The 15,447-nt window shown below is 49.1% G+C and carries 13 protein-coding genes; all 13 read right to left on the bottom strand.

Features of this window, described 5'->3' with window-relative positions; translation table 11 throughout:
- Nucleotides 1-581 (bottom strand): hypothetical protein (locus F4X88_13740; protein ID MYA57350.1); only part of this gene is annotated, 581 nt, incomplete at its 3' end.
- Nucleotides 582-843: 262 nt separating this feature from the next.
- Complete coding sequence (locus F4X88_13735) at nt 844-1,863, bottom strand: Gfo/Idh/MocA family oxidoreductase (GenBank protein MYA57349.1); 1,020 nt, start codon at nt 1,861-1,863, stop codon at nt 844-846.
- Nucleotides 1,864-2,430: 567 nt separating this feature from the next.
- Nucleotides 2,431-3,483, bottom strand: a complete 1,053-nt coding sequence (locus F4X88_13730) for a zinc-binding dehydrogenase (GenBank protein MYA57348.1) — start codon at nt 3,481-3,483, stop codon at nt 2,431-2,433.
- A gap of 217 nt (nt 3,484-3,700) precedes the next feature.
- Nucleotides 3,701-3,985, bottom strand: a complete 285-nt coding sequence (locus F4X88_13725) for a hypothetical protein (GenBank protein ID MYA57347.1) — start codon at nt 3,983-3,985, stop codon at nt 3,701-3,703.
- 233 nt (nt 3,986-4,218) lie between these two features.
- The gene (fdhD, locus tag F4X88_13720; protein MYA57346.1) at nt 4,219-5,055 is read right to left on the bottom strand and encodes a formate dehydrogenase accessory sulfurtransferase FdhD; all 837 of its coding nucleotides are present in this window, start codon (nt 5,053-5,055) and stop codon (nt 4,219-4,221) included.
- 161 nt (nt 5,056-5,216) lie between these two features.
- Nucleotides 5,217-7,289 (bottom strand): tetratricopeptide repeat protein, encoded by a 2,073-nt coding sequence (locus F4X88_13715; protein MYA57345.1) that lies wholly within the window; start codon nt 7,287-7,289, stop codon nt 5,217-5,219.
- A gap of 1,065 nt (nt 7,290-8,354) precedes the next feature.
- The gene (locus tag F4X88_13710) at nt 8,355-9,317 is read right to left on the bottom strand and encodes a hypothetical protein (protein MYA57344.1); all 963 of its coding nucleotides are present in this window, start codon (nt 9,315-9,317) and stop codon (nt 8,355-8,357) included.
- A gap of 33 nt (nt 9,318-9,350) precedes the next feature.
- Nucleotides 9,351-10,256, bottom strand: a complete 906-nt coding sequence (locus F4X88_13705) for a hypothetical protein (protein MYA57343.1) — start codon at nt 10,254-10,256, stop codon at nt 9,351-9,353.
- Nucleotides 10,253-10,882: a hypothetical protein gene (locus F4X88_13700; protein ID MYA57342.1), complete on the bottom strand. Its 630-nt coding sequence runs from the start codon at nt 10,880-10,882 to the stop codon at nt 10,253-10,255. The genes F4X88_13705 and F4X88_13700 overlap by 4 nt, the downstream gene beginning before the upstream one ends.
- Before the next feature lie 69 nt (nt 10,883-10,951).
- Nucleotides 10,952-11,341 carry a carboxypeptidase-like regulatory domain-containing protein gene (locus tag F4X88_13695; protein ID MYA57341.1) on the bottom strand — a complete coding sequence of 130 codons (390 nt, stop codon included), beginning with the start codon at nt 11,339-11,341 and terminating at the stop codon, nt 10,952-10,954.
- Nucleotides 11,342-11,609: 268 nt separating this feature from the next.
- Complete coding sequence (locus F4X88_13690; protein MYA57340.1) at nt 11,610-12,719, bottom strand: hypothetical protein; 1,110 nt, start codon at nt 12,717-12,719, stop codon at nt 11,610-11,612.
- Nucleotides 12,720-12,831: 112 nt separating this feature from the next.
- Entirely contained in the window at nt 12,832-13,974 is a 1,143-nt protein-coding gene (locus F4X88_13685) for a DUF1501 domain-containing protein (GenBank protein ID MYA57339.1), read from the bottom strand.
- 13 nt (nt 13,975-13,987) lie between these two features.
- Nucleotides 13,988-15,373, bottom strand: a complete 1,386-nt coding sequence (locus tag F4X88_13680; GenBank protein MYA57338.1) for a DUF1800 domain-containing protein — start codon at nt 15,371-15,373, stop codon at nt 13,988-13,990.
- Nucleotides 15,374-15,447 lie beyond the last annotated feature (74 nt).

Genomic DNA, 15,447 nt, shown 5'->3' with positions numbered 1-15,447 from the left:
TGAAGTGTTAACATTTTCCACCGCTTTTCGACTTCAGTGTAGAACCACTGTTTACCGACTTCAAGCGGACTAAAGGACGTATTCCACTTCTTCGCATGCTGTATTGTGCGTGCCTTAATATCCTCTACACACACATGTGTGATCGGATACAACTTCGACAGCCAATCCAATATCCGAAGTTTCCAATCCCACCTTGCACGTGTGCCTGTGGGTATCCGCTCTTTGTTCGCAAGTCTGTTGGTTCTATTCTTGCGGTTCGGACACTTTCGGGAACGTCTCCCTCTCCGTAATTGACTGCGTTTTTCAACTTTCTTTCCCACCTTATTCTGCGCGTCTGCTTGAACGTTCAAATACGTATGGGATTCGCTTTTGACCGTAAAGCCTTCCTTCTTGCTACCGGGGTCTACGCCTACAGCAATCTCTTGGAAATATCTATCTGACGGGTCTACGTTAAGTCTAACGCAAAACACGCCATTCTTCCAAAAGGGGGTTGCCTTCTTGTCTCGTATCCACTTCCTGGCACGTGAAGGCTTGGTAGGCATAAGTGGATTTTGGTTTTTATCTACAACTGGAACAAACATGGTTTGTAAATCTCCGTAGAGTTTGTATTGCCCCTTCCCGATCACATATCCAAGTGGTATCAGACGAGGGGAGTATCCGATACATAGTGCAGGCTACTACGCCAAAGATATGCGATATTTTACCGGTAGTCAGTGAGTTGCCCTCGTTCAACCTATAGTGTTGGTTTACGTATTGAACAAGCCTCGTCCTTTAGGGCGAGGTCACTGACCAATTTCTCCTGACGTTCCTAGGGTCGCGGTCTGAAACCGCACCCGTAATACTTTACGACATCGGCAAGTTAACGACCTGCCCACTATCCGCCGACACCAATCCCGCTTCGAGGATCTCTTGGGCATCCCGACTCACCTTGGCATTGCACAATCCTTCAATGGGTTCGCCTGTCTCTAAACAGTGGATGAAATATTCCGCGGCATTGCGTTTGCCTTCCGGGAGAGGTTCAGGCGTAACGACTTCAGCATCACCGTTTGCAGGATGCAGATGAACTTCGTTACCGCTGACCATCAGGGCACCCTCAGTGCCGTAGACCACCGGATTCGGTGTGATATAACCGACCTTTTGGGTCCAAGATGCTTCCGTGAGTCCGAACGCATTGCCGTATTTCATGAGGATGACGGCGTTGTCGTCAGGAATCGGATAGTCTTTGACGAAGGTGGCCCGGAACGCCGTTACCTGCTGTGGCAGACCGAGGAGATAGGCACACATATCCGCGCAATAACAGCAGTAATCCATCAACGCCCCCGCACCATTCTTCTCTTCGTCGTAGAGCCACTCATAGAAGTAGCGGGAGCATCCGATTTCCATCGGTCCGTTGTGTGCGGAACGCCACTTGAAATAGAAAATGTCACCGATTGCCCCGTCTTTGATGAGGTTCATTGCAGTGTTAAGCGGTGGACTCCATGCCGTGGGCCAATTCACCATCAACAGGGTGCCAGCGTTCTCTGCTGCGGCAAGCATCTGATCTGCTTGTGAGAGTCGCGCCGCCATCGGTTTTTCGGATACAACGTGGATACCTTTCGCCGCTGTTGCCTCGACGATGTCAGCACCAGCATTGTTCTCCGCGGCTGCTTGAACAATATCTAATTCCTCTTTCTCCACCATTTCTTGCCAAGAGTTATAGATGTTATTGATACCGACTTCTGCACTGAACTGGGCGCGTAATTCCGCATTGACATCGCCTGCTGCGACGATCTCAACGTTCGGATGTGCCTTCCAGTAGCGAAGTTCACCCCATACATGGTCATGCACAAGGGATGCGAAGCCGACGCGATACATTTTTGCCATTAATTATGTCTCCTGTGGGCGCGCAATACCAGCACGCATTTTAAGTCCTATATAAGATATACTATAGTAGTGCATCAAGATTGAACTTAAGAGATATCCTTTCGTTCGTAGTAGGGTAATTCATTGCCCGTTCTTGCTTTATGGACGTGCGATAAATCGCACGACTACGAACCTACTCTCAAACTCAAAGTTGAAGGAATAAGAGTTTGGACAATTTCGGTCAGGTTCATACCTTGTTTTCAAGGTATGTCTGATTTTTCTCGAGGGTTCTCACACATACCCAACTCTGAAAAAATAAACTCGGAGGCCCCAAAGGCAAGCCCCAGCGGGGCGATATGTTTATAGAAACGCCATACCCTACACCAGGCAAGCCCCAGCGGGGCGATATGTGTATTCTTAAAAAAATTGTCCAAAGTTTAGTAGGACTTACGCATTTTCTCTTAAAGTACCCCTGATAAGGGGCGGGGAAGCCCATACGGACTTCATACCGTTGATTCTGATTCTTTAGGGGGTTAAATACAACGAAATATGCCCTTTTCTGTTCAATTTTCGTAAGTCCTGTATAATTTAAAAATCGGAGCGAACCGCAATTTTAATCGCGGTTTCACCCTTAATCCGGTAGTCTCCATTGAGCGCATGAAAACCATCTGCGACCTGTGAGAGCGGCAGCTGGTGACTAATCATGTCAGCAAACGGCAGTCCACTCTGTTCAAGGAGGGGTAGGCCACGGACGAAGTGCTCGTAGCTGCTTCCCCAGATAGCCTCCACACGCAGGTTTTTACGCATCAGCAATTGGTTGATATTAAAGTCAATCGACCCCATATCCACAAAGTGACCGACCTCAACAAAAGTTCCACTCCGTCGGGTGTATCCCAATCCCTCTGGTGTCGCGGGGAGGAAACCTGCACATTCAAAAACAACGTCCGCTCCCTCTTGGCGCGGTGTTTCCGCTTTCACGAGTTCCGTCCGTTCCTCGACAGAAGTTACGTCCTCGATGTTAATGGTTACATCGGCACCGAGGCGTTTCGCGAGTTCCAAGCGTCCAGCAGGGCCTCCGACCATAATCGCTTTTGCGGCACCGCTCAATTTCGCACACGCAAGCGTCACAAGCCCGATAGCACCCGAACCCTGCACGACGACGGTATCCCCCAGTTTTATCTCACCTCGCATTGCGGCGTGAACACCGACAGTGAACGGCTCTGTGAGCACAGCAACCTCAGGCGACGCATCAGTTTTCATGAAGCACGTGTTTGGATAGTTGAGATACATATAATCCGCAAATCCACCGCGAAAATGTGGTGCTTCATCTGGATTCCATTGGAAGCCGTAAGCACCATAGTTTGTTCCCGGTGCGAAGATAACCCTGTCTCCCTCTTTAACCGGCTTACCTACATAATCGGTTTCCACACCTTCACCAATTGCTTCAATAATACCGACGTTTTCATGTCCAAGTAAAACTTCCTGTTGGAAGCCGTTCTGCCAGTTGTGAAGGTCAGTTCCGCAGATCCCTGCTAATTCCTGACGGAGCAGCACCGTGTTAGGTTCAGGCTCGGGAACCGGGTATTCGCGAATTTCAAAATCTTTACCGTGCGCGACCACGGCTCTCCCTGTCCGACTCATATTTCGCTCTCCTTAGTAGTCGTTCAAGATCGAACTTAAGAGATATTCTTTCGTTTGTAGTAGGGAAACCATTCATTGCCCGTTCTTGCTATATTCTCACTGCGAAGCAGTGCGATAAATCGCACGACTACGAACCTACTCTAAAACTCAATCTTGATGAACTATTAGGTTCATTTTTGGGTGGTGTGCATTCAAATCACACCACCCTTGGCTTTCTTCATACATATCTCCGTTTCTTTCGCGAGATAAGCACAATAACAATAATGGCAACAATCGTAATTGGCAGCCAGAACGCTTCAAAAATTTCCCAGAAAAAGTTAAATCCGATCCAAAGTAAGACTTCAATCCCAACGATAAGGGCTGTTTTGTTCCACGGAAAGGCGGCACCATACTGTTTCTGCAATCGACTGGCATATATCCACGAGACCACCAAAGTCCCAACAATCGCTACGAAGAATAGAAGGTTGACGAGCCCTTGGATGCCGTTTAAAATGCTTAACATAAGAGTTTCGCTCCTTTGTAATACCATTTCTGATTGAAAATGCTTCAATAAACGAGCACTTTGTAGCATAGGCTGTTAGCCTGTGCAGTCTTTGAGGCGATCTGTCAATGCGATATAATCTCTTAGAAATGGTATAAGAGGGCTTTGTAAGCCCGATTTCCTTTTATCCCTATAGAGACACGGCATCCCAAAAAGATAGCAAAAACGACCCGACGCTCCTTTTCGTTTTTTCGCTATTCAGAATGAACACGTTCTGGGCAACTATAGACCGCCATGCTCTGTCCCCGCATGAAACCTATTAATGTAAGGTTACCCTCTTTGGCGAGATCTACGGCGAGTGTAGATGCCGCTGAGACAGCCACGATAATCGGGATACGTGCAAAAAGCGCTTTCTGGACGATTTCAAAACTGGCGCGTCCACTGACCATCAAGATATGTCGGTCCAGCGGCACCAAGTCAGTTAGTAAGGCGTGTCCGATCACTTTATCGACAGCGTTATGTCTGCCTATGTCCTCTCTGATAATCAGGAGTTCACCGTTTTCATCGAACAATCCAGCGGCGTGGAGTCCACCCGTTCTTTCAAAAACGGATTGCGCTTTTCTTAACTGATCGTTGAGTTTATAGAAAAGCGTGTGATTGATATGGAACCCTGAATTTAGCGGTTGCACCTGCTGTCTAACGGATTCAATCGTCATTTTGCCACAGAGTCCGCAACTCGCATTTGCGTGAAAATTCCGCTGCCACCCCGATTCTGCATCAAGGTCCAGTGCCTCCGTAAGACGAACGTTGACGATATTCTGCAACGGCGATAAACCAGAAGCCTCCGTTTCAGAGGGCTCTTCATCACAGTAGGCGATAATCTCGATGTCATCACCGGAAGCGATGAGGCTTTCCGTATACAGAAACCCCGCGGCGAGTTCAAAATCGTGTCCAGGGGTCCGCATCACAACGATCAAACTCTGTTGTCCCACCCGAATCTCAAGGGGTTCCTCAACAACCAACTCGTCTTCGACTTGCGTGGGTTCAGTCGATGCCCAACGTGTAATAAGTTTTGTAGATGTCGGTTGCATTTTTTAAATTGACCTTCCGGTTAAGCAATATTCAAAAATAAATTCCCATTTTCCCAAAGGCTGCGAACCCGTAGGGGCGGGGTCTCCCCGCCCGTTACCAATGGATAATGTGCATATTTAATACTTAAAATTGCTTAAGGCAAGGCGTTCACCGAGAGAGCTTATTGCGCGTTCATAGTTGCTAAGCCATTGGAAGTCGCTAACCAGACTCTATTGTTCACTACAACGAGAGATTTTACTATCAATTCACCCGTGAGTATCTGAGGTGTCGTTGTGTACTGCCATACATCCGCAGAACGCGTCTGGTGTGTATACAGGTCTTTATTCGTCGCTATCCACAAGACCAACGGAATTTGTGGCGTGGGCGGAGGGGGTTCAGTTTCTAACCCTTCTGTTTCCGGTTCAATTTCTAATCCGTCTGCTTCTGGTGAAAATTCAGGTGGCGTCGGATCCGGTGTTTCTTCCGGTAAGGGTTCCGGTTCCGCTTTCGGTATAGGTGAAGTATCCAGAGCACCTCTGATGTAGATATGCCTTAAATCGTTGTCATTTTCTATACCTGTGTCAAGGGTCGTCGATTTTCCATTGCTGCCGTCCATGTCTGCTCGAAAGTAACCGTTGGATTTTTCATCGGCATTAAACCAGGTAAAGAGCAACTGCTCTTCTGCAATATCAAGTCCTACAACCTTCATGCCGGCTCGGATTTCTGTAGAGTGATAGGAGTCCCACTCCTCTTTTTCCCGGTCGAACATGATGACCTCTCCTGCTGCTGAAGCACTCCAAACCGTTTGAGGCGTTAGCAACAAGGTCTCAATGTTGTCTGCTGGTAAAAGACTGTTATGGGTATTGTAATAGAGAAATGGATCAACGCTGCCGCGGATCCGCCGTATGATGCCGGTGTCTGTGGCGAACCAAATCTCCGATGCATCCATTTTTATGTCCTTAATCCAGGCAGGAAATCCTTCTGCTGGAGAATAGTTTATGATTCTACCCGTTAGGTGACTGTAGTGAATCGCGCCTTGGGAACGCGTGCCGATCCACGTTTCTTGCGAGTTTGCTGCGATGGCTGTAACATCCGGCACATTTCCCAAAGCAGTGTTAATAAGTTCAGCGACGGGTTCAAACGGTATCCATTTGTCATACGCAGTCTCGAATAGCATCAACCCTTTGGGTGTGCCTATCCATAGCCGGGTACCATCGGTTGTCATGGTTTGGATGTGGTTATCGGGGAGTCCACTTGCGTCCGTGTAAACCGTCCATTTCGTCTGATCCAAAATCTTTTTTGCCTGTTCCTTTATCGCCGCATCTTCACTAATCTCGCTGACGTGAATCGCTTCATTCGCCGCTGCTTCCAGTCTACCCAATTTTAAGTTGCTCGCTGCACGGATGAGGTGTGCTTCATAAATCCATTCGCTCTCTGGATAGTGGGTAACAAATCTGTCTAAGGTGTGGAGCGCGTTTTCCTGCTGATCCATATCTGCTTGTAGTTTTCCAATCAGGAAAAGTGCTTTTTCGTGGAACGCCATGTCGGGATAATCTTTGATTGCAGCTTCGAGAAGGGATAATCCCGCACTGGGATTCTCCAGTTCTTCGACGAGTAGGAAGCCGGTGAGGTATTTCAACACGGATACGTCGGGATGATCTGGGTAATAGGTGAGAATCAGTTGGTAGTTATCCGCTGCTATATCGTATGCTTCGTTCGCAAAGGCAATATCCCCGAGTTCATGAAGGAGTGGCACGAGGTCGAAACTCGGGGCATCAAGGATGGCGACAGAACGGAATCGTTCCAATGCGTTGGCATTGTCCGCATTTGCTCGGTAAAGTAATCCGAGTTGGTAGTGGGCATCTGGGTATTTCGGGAATTCTTCGATAGCGGCTTCAAATCGTTTTTGTGCTCTTTCGGGAAGTCCCAACTCCAGCAATGTAAGTCCGTTGCGAAAATACTTTGCAGCGGTTCGATCCGGAACGTGCGCCAAATCTGACGTGAAATTGAGGGTGTGTCCTGCCAATGGGAATTGTAATACCTGCCCATTATATTCGATTTCAAAGTGGGTATCCGTGGCACCACGCCAACTGCCGGTGAGTCTATCCCCGTTTTCACTTTCCACAATGACGTATTGCTCACTATAGGCAGAATGCTGGGAAGCGAGCAGGATGGCTACTGCCATCAATGTAAGAAGACAATAAACTTTCTGTTTTTTAACCTGCGTGTTTTTTGTGGGTTTCTGCTGCGACATAATTTATTTACCTTGTTTTATAGTTTTCAGTACTGATAACTGATAACCATTTTATAGATAGGACTTACGCATTTTCTCTTAAAGTCCCTCTACTCCCCTGATAAGGGGGGATAAAGGGGGGTTGGGGAACAAGGGGTTAAATCACGGAAATACACTGTTTTTTGCCCAATTTGCGTAAGTCCTGATAGAGTTATAATATCAGAAACACCCAGAAAAGTCAAGGGCGTTTGCGGCACGTTATTGTAATCAATTTCGTCCCAGTCATACTCATTTTCGATCTCGAACCTCTTGAGTTCCGTAGGAACGCTATGTTTATAGAACAAGGGACCCCACCCTATTCAGCCCTGTCAGGGCGATATGTCTGGAGCGTCAATATATCTATCAAAGTTAGAAGGAGATTTCTTTAGACCGTGCCAAACACCTATACGCAGCTCTACGTCCATATTGTTTTCGCTTCTATAAACATATCACCCTGACAGAGCTGGGAAGCCTGAAAGAACCGTTTTCTATAAACATATCGCCCTTACAGGGCTAAAATAGACTACGATACCTCCTTCTATAAACATATCGCCCTTACAGGGCTGGGAAGCCTGAAAGAACCGTTTTCTATAAACATCCTGAGTCCCGGAGGGACGTTATGTTTATAGCAGCATTTTCGAGCGAAGCCCCAAGTCCTGTAAGGGGTTTTTGCTTGGGTGTTTCTTCAACATGCGCATCACTGCTAAAGCACTATAAAATCCCTAAATTGACACCTATGGTGTGCGGTTTCACCCACACTTGCGTAGACTTGATAAGTGGTCACCATTTTCGGGACTCATATCAAGTAATACCATTTCTGAATGACTACTCCTCATTAACGCAACCTACGCGTAGGGGCGAGGTCCCCTCGCCCGTTATATGTTTCAAAATCTCTGAAATGCGGAGTTATTTTTTAGAGTTGGTATAAGCCTGCCAAGAGCAGACAAAGAAGCACACGCCTTTAGGCGTTGTGAGTATCACTAGCCCTACGTATTGGAAAGTCCAAGTTGACTTCCGGGGGCAACTGCGGACAGTGCGTCTCGGTTCTTAATCCGCTTTCATTTTGCCCCAGACTGTGGTCAGCAACTGCGGTTGTGGCGCAACAGGCAACGTCGCAAATGCTGGATCGAACCAAGAGGGTGTCAAGTTTAAACCGCGACGCGTCAACTGTTTTTTCCGTCGAGTCCGCAAATCAATTGTGACAATTTGACGATCCCTGTCCACGACTTCCTCCGTATAAACCAGTTTTTCGCCATCCGGTGACCACGCCAATCGAAAGATACCCAGCGCAGGTTTACCGATTTGCTTCAATCCGCTTCCATCGCGATTTGCGACATGAATTGTGTCCCTACCGCCCAGACCCCATTTTAACCAAGAAAACACCAGTTTTTCGCCATCCGGGGACCACGCGGGACCGTACATCCATGACGCTTCATTCGGCAGAAACACCCGTCTTGTCCGAGAACGGAGTTCCGCAATGTATATCCGACGACTATGGGCGCCAGCGACGAAAGCGATCTCCTCTCCATCTGGGGACCACGATGGATTACCCCCCTGCACTTCCGCTAAAGCCACCTGAACGCCACCGATACCCTGTATCGTCCCGGTTTGGATGCTCCATTGCGGCATTTCTGCATGATAAGCAATCCTTTGTCCATCCGATGCCCACGTCGGTTCGATTCGCTGTGCCCTTTTCTTAAAAACCCGTCGCACATTTCGTCCATCCGCATCCATTAAAAAGAGATCGCGCAGGCCCTCACGGTTAGAAACAAAAAGAATGTGTTCACCGGTCGGCGACCAGGCCGGGGAGACATCAATGGCTTTATGTCGCGTTAAATTCACCTGATCGCTCCCATCGGGATTCATAATGTAGATATCCCAATTCCCGTCGCGATTTGATGAGAACGCAATCTTCTCAGTTCTCGGTGCTCTCGCGGGTAAGGGATAAACACTTGCTAAGACGAGCGCGAAACTCAGACTACAGAGAACAAAAAGACGTATGCCCTTCATTAAATTTCCCTCCTATTTGATGCGACATTCATCTTATTCAACCCGTTTGAAAGTGCATCGCAGTCCCCGGGTTCGCATCCAACCTTGCCGTGTTAATTCCATATCCCCATAGAGGACTAAATACAGCGTATCCTCCGTCACCGTAATCCCTGCGATTGAAGCAATTGAATAGGAAGTTTTTGCGGAGGCTCTCCGTCCAATTTGGGCTCCCATTCTGCGTCTTCTTTCGGCATCCGCCCGTTTCTTTTTCGCAACCATCTGTTTGATAGGTTCGGAACCGAACAGGAACTCAAGCATCTTCGGTCCCGTCCTCCGATTAAAACTGATAAATGGGAACGGATCGTCGCCATACCGCTTGGTAGTGATGGAACATTGTCCCGTGACATTCGTGCCACGATTGCTACCGCTGTAATGATACGAGCCACGGTCCTCGGAAAATTCGATCGTCAAGTTTTTACGCGTAGATGCGACAAGCGCGGCTTTTGCATCGAGTATCCGCTGATTGGATTCTTCATCCTCCACCTCAATTGGCGGTAAACGGGTCGTATTTGCTGCTGGCGTCTGTGCGTCTGCCTCTATGTTCGCGGAGTTTTGGGGGATCAGTTGTTCAGGAGCATTAGGAGCTGTCGGCTGTTCGCCGGTACCACCTTTAGAGGTCACCGCCCCAGGAGAGGTTGATGCGTTGATTGTCTGTAACGACGTGGAACTTACCCGCCGCGCGGTGACGCTCCCTTTTTCGACCTCCAAGCCGACATACTGCCATTTGCCGACGAGAAGGTCTTTTACGGTTTCTTTAACCCTTTCCGGGTTGTGTTTTTGGCGCGCCGCATCATAAGCCTCAATTAAACGTTCTCGTTCATACTGCGTTTCCGGGGATACCAGCGTCCCACAACTCGTGAACACGATCACCAGAATACCCACGGCTATTAATATTTTCATTCTGCACTCCTTTCAAAGTAACACCGCACCCCACCGCTTTGCACCCAGCCGTTAGGACCTAATTGCATCTCGCCGTGCATTGTGAGATATAACCTGTCCTCCGTAACAGAAATACTGATCCCTTTCGCTGTGTCAAGCCCTCGAGCACCTGACAAACCGAGCGTCTTCCCATCGGAACTTGCTGCGAAGAGGAGTTGTGAAATCTCTGGACCTGCGCGTCTGATGAACCGGATGAAGGGGAAGGGTTCATCACCGTATCGCACAGTGATGACAGTGAATTGACCCGATACCTCCGTGTTACCATTTTTACCACGGTAATTATACATACCTTTCGCCTCGGAGAATTCAAGGGTCAGGTTCTTCAGGTTAAGCGCATAAAGGGCGGCTTTGGTTTCTGCAATTTCTTCGCTGACACTGCTTTCCTCGATCTCAAGGTTCAGGAACTTCCACTTCCCGAGGAGTGTATCAGTTACATTGGTTTTGAGTTTCAGTTCATTGTGTTCCTCGCGAAGGTCTTCGTAATTCTTGAGCAGCTGATCGCGTTCTGCTTGCATCTTTTGGTACTCGACACTTGTACAACCCGCGAGCATCAGCGCGCAGATACCCAAAATAATCCAAGTTTTCATCGGTGCTTCTCCTTGTGATAAATGTGCGTATACAGGGTAGCGTTTCCTGCTGTATTATACCAGAGCAGCCTATAAATGGCAATCTGTGCGACTCACCGTCGGTGGAAGGCGTTTCCCCTCTACCACGACTGCTTCAAGTTTAAAGACTGCTCCGAGGTGTATTTTGACTTCAGTGGTATCGCCGCTCCTGATGTCCACCGACACTTGTGTGGGCGCGGCTTCTACGGAGTGCGTTACAACAAAGGTATAGGCGCCTGCGGGCAGTTCTGTGAATCGGAAGACTCCGTTTTCATCGGTTTTTTGGTGTTGGTCGGTTTCGAGAATATGAACATCAGCGTCTACGAGGGATTTCCCTGTGCTTCGCTGATAAACAGTGCCTTGAATATCGCCTGTTTCGGCTATAACAGAGAGTGGTATGGTGATGAACGCAAATAGAACTATGATGAATTGTGGCTTCATTCAGTCGTTGTGACCTCCGATTCGGGCATTATAGTGGATCCGAAAAATAAGTTTACACATGTAGCATAGGCTGTTAGCCTGTGCCATAAGGGTTTCGGAGCTCGGAAGATGTCCAAATAATTACAGAATCCACTATAACGTTACAATTCAACGTTCAATTGGGTTCTTGGGTTTACCTAAGATTACTTTCTCGCCAGGACGCAAAAAAAGCCAAGCACATGGACCTCCACATGCTTGGCTTCTCTGTGTTTCAGTATTTGTCCAAATGTTATTCTTGATGCAATGTAACCGACCGACGCGGTGGGCTGAATTCCTGCTCTGACAACGGCACTGCCATATTCCGATAAACCTGAACCCGATAGGATCCAAAGTCCGGCACAAACATCAGCCCATCATCGCTGACGGCGACTGATTTCGGTTGGCGCAGGTATTTCTGCGGTTCCAGGTCCGCCATATCTCGCATCCGATTTGGACTGGCGTTCGTCATCATGTAAGCCTGTGACACTTTTGACAAGGTAGCATCACCGAGGAATTTCTGCACATACCGCCCTTCAGCGTTGAAGAGTTGGATACGGTCATTCCCTCGGTCAGCGACATAGATATCACCGTATAAGTCAACGTCAATCCCGGCGGGACGGTTGAGTTCACCGTTACCGCTGCCGGATTTACCGAATTCAAAGAGAAACTCCCCCTCGGCGTTGAACTTTTGAACCCTATCGTTTCGCCAATCCGAAACGTAGACATCCCCGAGTTCGTCTACAGCGACACCCCACGGCATATTGAATTCACCTTCACCGTCGCCATAACTCCCCCACCCTAAGAGGAACTTACCGTCTCTCGTGAACTTTTGCACCCGGTGGCTCAAACTGTCAGCGACATAGAGATTCCCCTCTGGGTCAAAGTCCATACCCGCGGGACCATTGAGTTGCCCCGACTCCGTGCCGTGTTCACCCCATGTGCCGATATGTTCACCTTCACTGTTAAAGGCGACAATCCGATGCAGGTATTCATCAGACACATAGAGGTTTTCTTCGCTGTCGGGGGTAATCGTCACGGGCCACGTGAATTGACCATCACCCTGTCCGTAACCGCCCATCGTGCCGAGGTCTTCGTCCTCAACGGTATATTTCCGAATCATCGCAGTGCCGTCACTACGACACATGATATACAAACGTCCCTCTTTCCCGGTGGCAATATCGACCGGAAAATTGGTCGTTCGCCGCATGCTCAGGGTCTTGTGAAATGGATACCCGGCACGCAGCAAGCCGTAAGGTCTGCCCATAATTACCTCCTGTCTTTCTAACGATTGCTTCTGGACGCTGTGTCCGTTGTTCTTGCGGTTTTCGTCTAAATTCACTATTAATGGTGCTAACAGCACCCTATTGGTTTCCTTCTACGGACATCTTCAAAAACAACGTTTTTGAAGTTCAGATTTAATCGTTAAAAAAATTATCCCTGAGTCATTAGAATAGCAAGTTTCAGTTTGCAAGCTACACTGAAAAGGGATGAATCTGTTCAAAATTGCCACCGACGATGTGCGTCGGGTCTACACCCATCCACTGCTCTAAGAGCGTTCCGTATATGCCTCGGAAGTCTATGGTATGTTCAAGGTCTTCGCCGTGTACCCAACGAGCCGGAGCCAGAGATGGATATTCTGAGTAGAGTCCACCCTTCACCCGATCCCCGATGATGAACGCACCGCCACCCGTGCCGTGGTCAGTGCCACTGGCGTTGTCTCGGATACGTCTGCCGAATTCCGTGAAAACATACATGACGATCTCTTCGGAGGCGTTCTGTGACCGTAGATCCGTGAAGAACGCTTGGATGGCTTCCGTGAGTTCTGTCAGCAGTCGAGGATGCGTCGGGACCTCGTTGGCGTGGTTGTCATAACCTCCGTGCTGCGTGTAAAAAACGCGTGTGCCGAGATTGGCGAGGTGAACCCGTGCGACATCCCGCAGGCTCTTTGCAATCGAGTTTTGTGGATATTCCACTTCGGATGTATACATCGCCGGTGCCTTTTTGAGCTCATCGGCACCTTTAATCACATCTAATCCGGTTTGGCTGAGGTAGTCCATCACAATACCGGTGCCGACCGTGCTGCTGTACATCCCTTTGAATATCTCAAGTGCTTTCGTCCGTTGACTTTCATCGCCAATGCTGGTCATCAATCCGTAGTTATCCAAATCACCAACAGAGGTGACAGGGATGCCGGAGAGTGCACAGGCGCGCGGAAGTCCTTGTCCGAAACTGACACCCGTTAAGACATTATGGCTCTGTGGATCGAGTTCGCGGACGAGTCTACCGACCCAACCTTCATCACCAATTTTCAGCGGTTCACAGGTATGCCAGATATCCATCGCCCGGAAATGTGAGCGGTTGGAATCTGGATAGCCGATTCCCTGCACAACGGCGACATCACCAGCATCGAACATCGCTTTCAACGGTCCAGCCTGCGGATGCCAGCCCAACTTGTCATCTACCTCTGACGGTAAAACATTTTCCGATTTGATACCGACAACCGGACGGGAATCGTGATAAATCCCGCTTGTGTACGGAATGAGTGTATTCATGAAGTCGTTGCCGCCGCTGAGTTGGACAACGACAAGGACTGGGGCTTTCTTCGTCGTACTCATGTCAATCTCTCCTTTAACCAAGTTGATACTCTCTGGAAGCCACGATTAACTGGAGCATACTCACGACTCGTTCTTGGTTCTCCTCCGCAGCGTCATCATCCCCGAGGTTGAGTTCACCGTTCGCTTCCGCAAATTGCGTGAGATACTCACGGGTGGTGTCCCCTATCGTCAGCGGTCCAGCGAGTTCAAGGCATTCGTCCACAAATGCTTCCGGCGAGAGTGAACCCCCGTTGTTTTTCAGACGTGTGAGGATGTCCTGAATTCCGGGTTTCGATGCGTCGCTAACTTCACGAACGGCGAAGTTGACGCGAGCGGTGAGCAGCCCTCCATCGATCCACTCTTTACCCGTATGCCACCCTTCAACGGTGGGCGGATCCATGAGTTTCTGTCCCATTAATTGCGTAGCACTGGCATACTGCCCTATTCCGGGTTGCGGACCTTGGAAGGTGCCTACCAGTTTCACGATCCCTGTGACGAGTTCCGTCGGGCTTTTCACCTTCTTGAATTCGGCTTCTTTGAAGAAGTCGGAATTGAAAAGGACGCTGAGGACGTGGGATATATTCCCGTCAGATGCCATGAATGCGTCCGAGAGTGTCTCGATCGCTTCCGGATCTTGCGGGGGCGTTACGTTCCACGACGGCACTTGTGGTTCGTCTGCGACAAAGAAGTTGTAGAGGTGTCTGGAGATAAATCTGGCACACGCCGGTTGTTCGACGATGATGTCGATGATGTCTTCACCGTTGAGATTTCCAGTATGTCCCAAGAAGGTTTTCTCGCAGTCGTCGTGCTCCGCTTCATCGAACAAAAAGGGTGGCGAGTAGTAACCGTGCGGATACAACGGAATCGGCTGTCCGAATGTCCACCCTGTGAAAGCGAGCGCGCAGCTCTTTATGTCATCTTCACTGTAATTGCCTACCCCTAATGAGAATAGTTCGAGGAGCTCCCTCCCGTAGTTCTCGTTGGGTTCGCCCTTACGATTTTCGTTATTGTCGAGCCAAAAGATCATCGCCGGATCTTTGGAGAGTTCGAGTAGGATGTCCCGCATCTGTCCCATACCGACGCGGCGCAGCATATCAATCTGGTCCGAAGACGCGAGGATGTGCTGATTCTTGCCTAATCCCGTTGCAAAGACATGGTGCCAGAAGAGTGCCATCTTCTCTTGAAGTGGACACCGACTGTTCAGCATCCGGTAGATCCAAATACCGACATAAGCACCTTCGCCGCCGAAGTAGCGTTCTAAAATGTCTTCATCAATGGGGGTCCCGCGTTCAGGATGGACGAGAGCGTCAACGACATTCTCGTATCCCTTTTCCACGTAGGCTTCCAGCTCGGTGCGGGTTGTCCCAAACCCTGCGCGGCGCATGAGGTGCGCCATTAACGCAACATCGTTCGTTGACATGTTCACCTCCGATACGTTCTGCGTGAGGCGAGCCCTCACGTGAGTAACTTTCGATGGAATACCGTTCTGATGTT

The sequence above is a fragment of the Candidatus Poribacteria bacterium genome (assembly GCA_009839745.1).
GTDB lineage: Bacteria > Poribacteria > WGA-4E > WGA-4E > WGA-3G > WGA-3G.
The sequence above is the reverse complement of the archived record's forward strand: the minus strand, read 5'-3'. Positions and strand labels throughout refer to the sequence as shown.

Coding starts and splice junctions, on each gene's coding strand:
- F4X88_13735 (MYA57349.1), bottom strand. CDS start 1,863: ATGGCAAAAATGTATCGCGTCGGCTTCGCATCCCTTGTGCATGACCAT.
- F4X88_13730 (MYA57348.1), bottom strand. CDS start 3,483: ATGAGTCGGACAGGGAGAGCCGTGGTCGCGCACGGTAAAGATTTTGAA.
- F4X88_13725 (MYA57347.1), bottom strand. CDS start 3,985: ATGTTAAGCATTTTAAACGGCATCCAAGGGCTCGTCAACCTTCTATTC.
- fdhD (MYA57346.1), bottom strand. CDS start 5,055: ATGCAACCGACATCTACAAAACTTATTACACGTTGGGCATCGACTGAA.
- F4X88_13715 (MYA57345.1), bottom strand. CDS start 7,289: ATGTCGCAGCAGAAACCCACAAAAAACACGCAGGTTAAAAAACAGAAA.
- F4X88_13710 (MYA57344.1), bottom strand. CDS start 9,317: ATGAAGGGCATACGTCTTTTTGTTCTCTGTAGTCTGAGTTTCGCGCTC.
- F4X88_13705 (MYA57343.1), bottom strand. CDS start 10,256: ATGAAAATATTAATAGCCGTGGGTATTCTGGTGATCGTGTTCACGAGT.
- F4X88_13700 (MYA57342.1), bottom strand. CDS start 10,882: ATGAAAACTTGGATTATTTTGGGTATCTGCGCGCTGATGCTCGCGGGT.
- F4X88_13695 (MYA57341.1), bottom strand. CDS start 11,341: ATGAAGCCACAATTCATCATAGTTCTATTTGCGTTCATCACCATACCA.
- F4X88_13685 (MYA57339.1), bottom strand. CDS start 13,974: ATGAGTACGACGAAGAAAGCCCCAGTCCTTGTCGTTGTCCAACTCAGC.
- F4X88_13680 (MYA57338.1), bottom strand. CDS start 15,373: ATGTCAACGAACGATGTTGCGTTAATGGCGCACCTCATGCGCCGCGCA.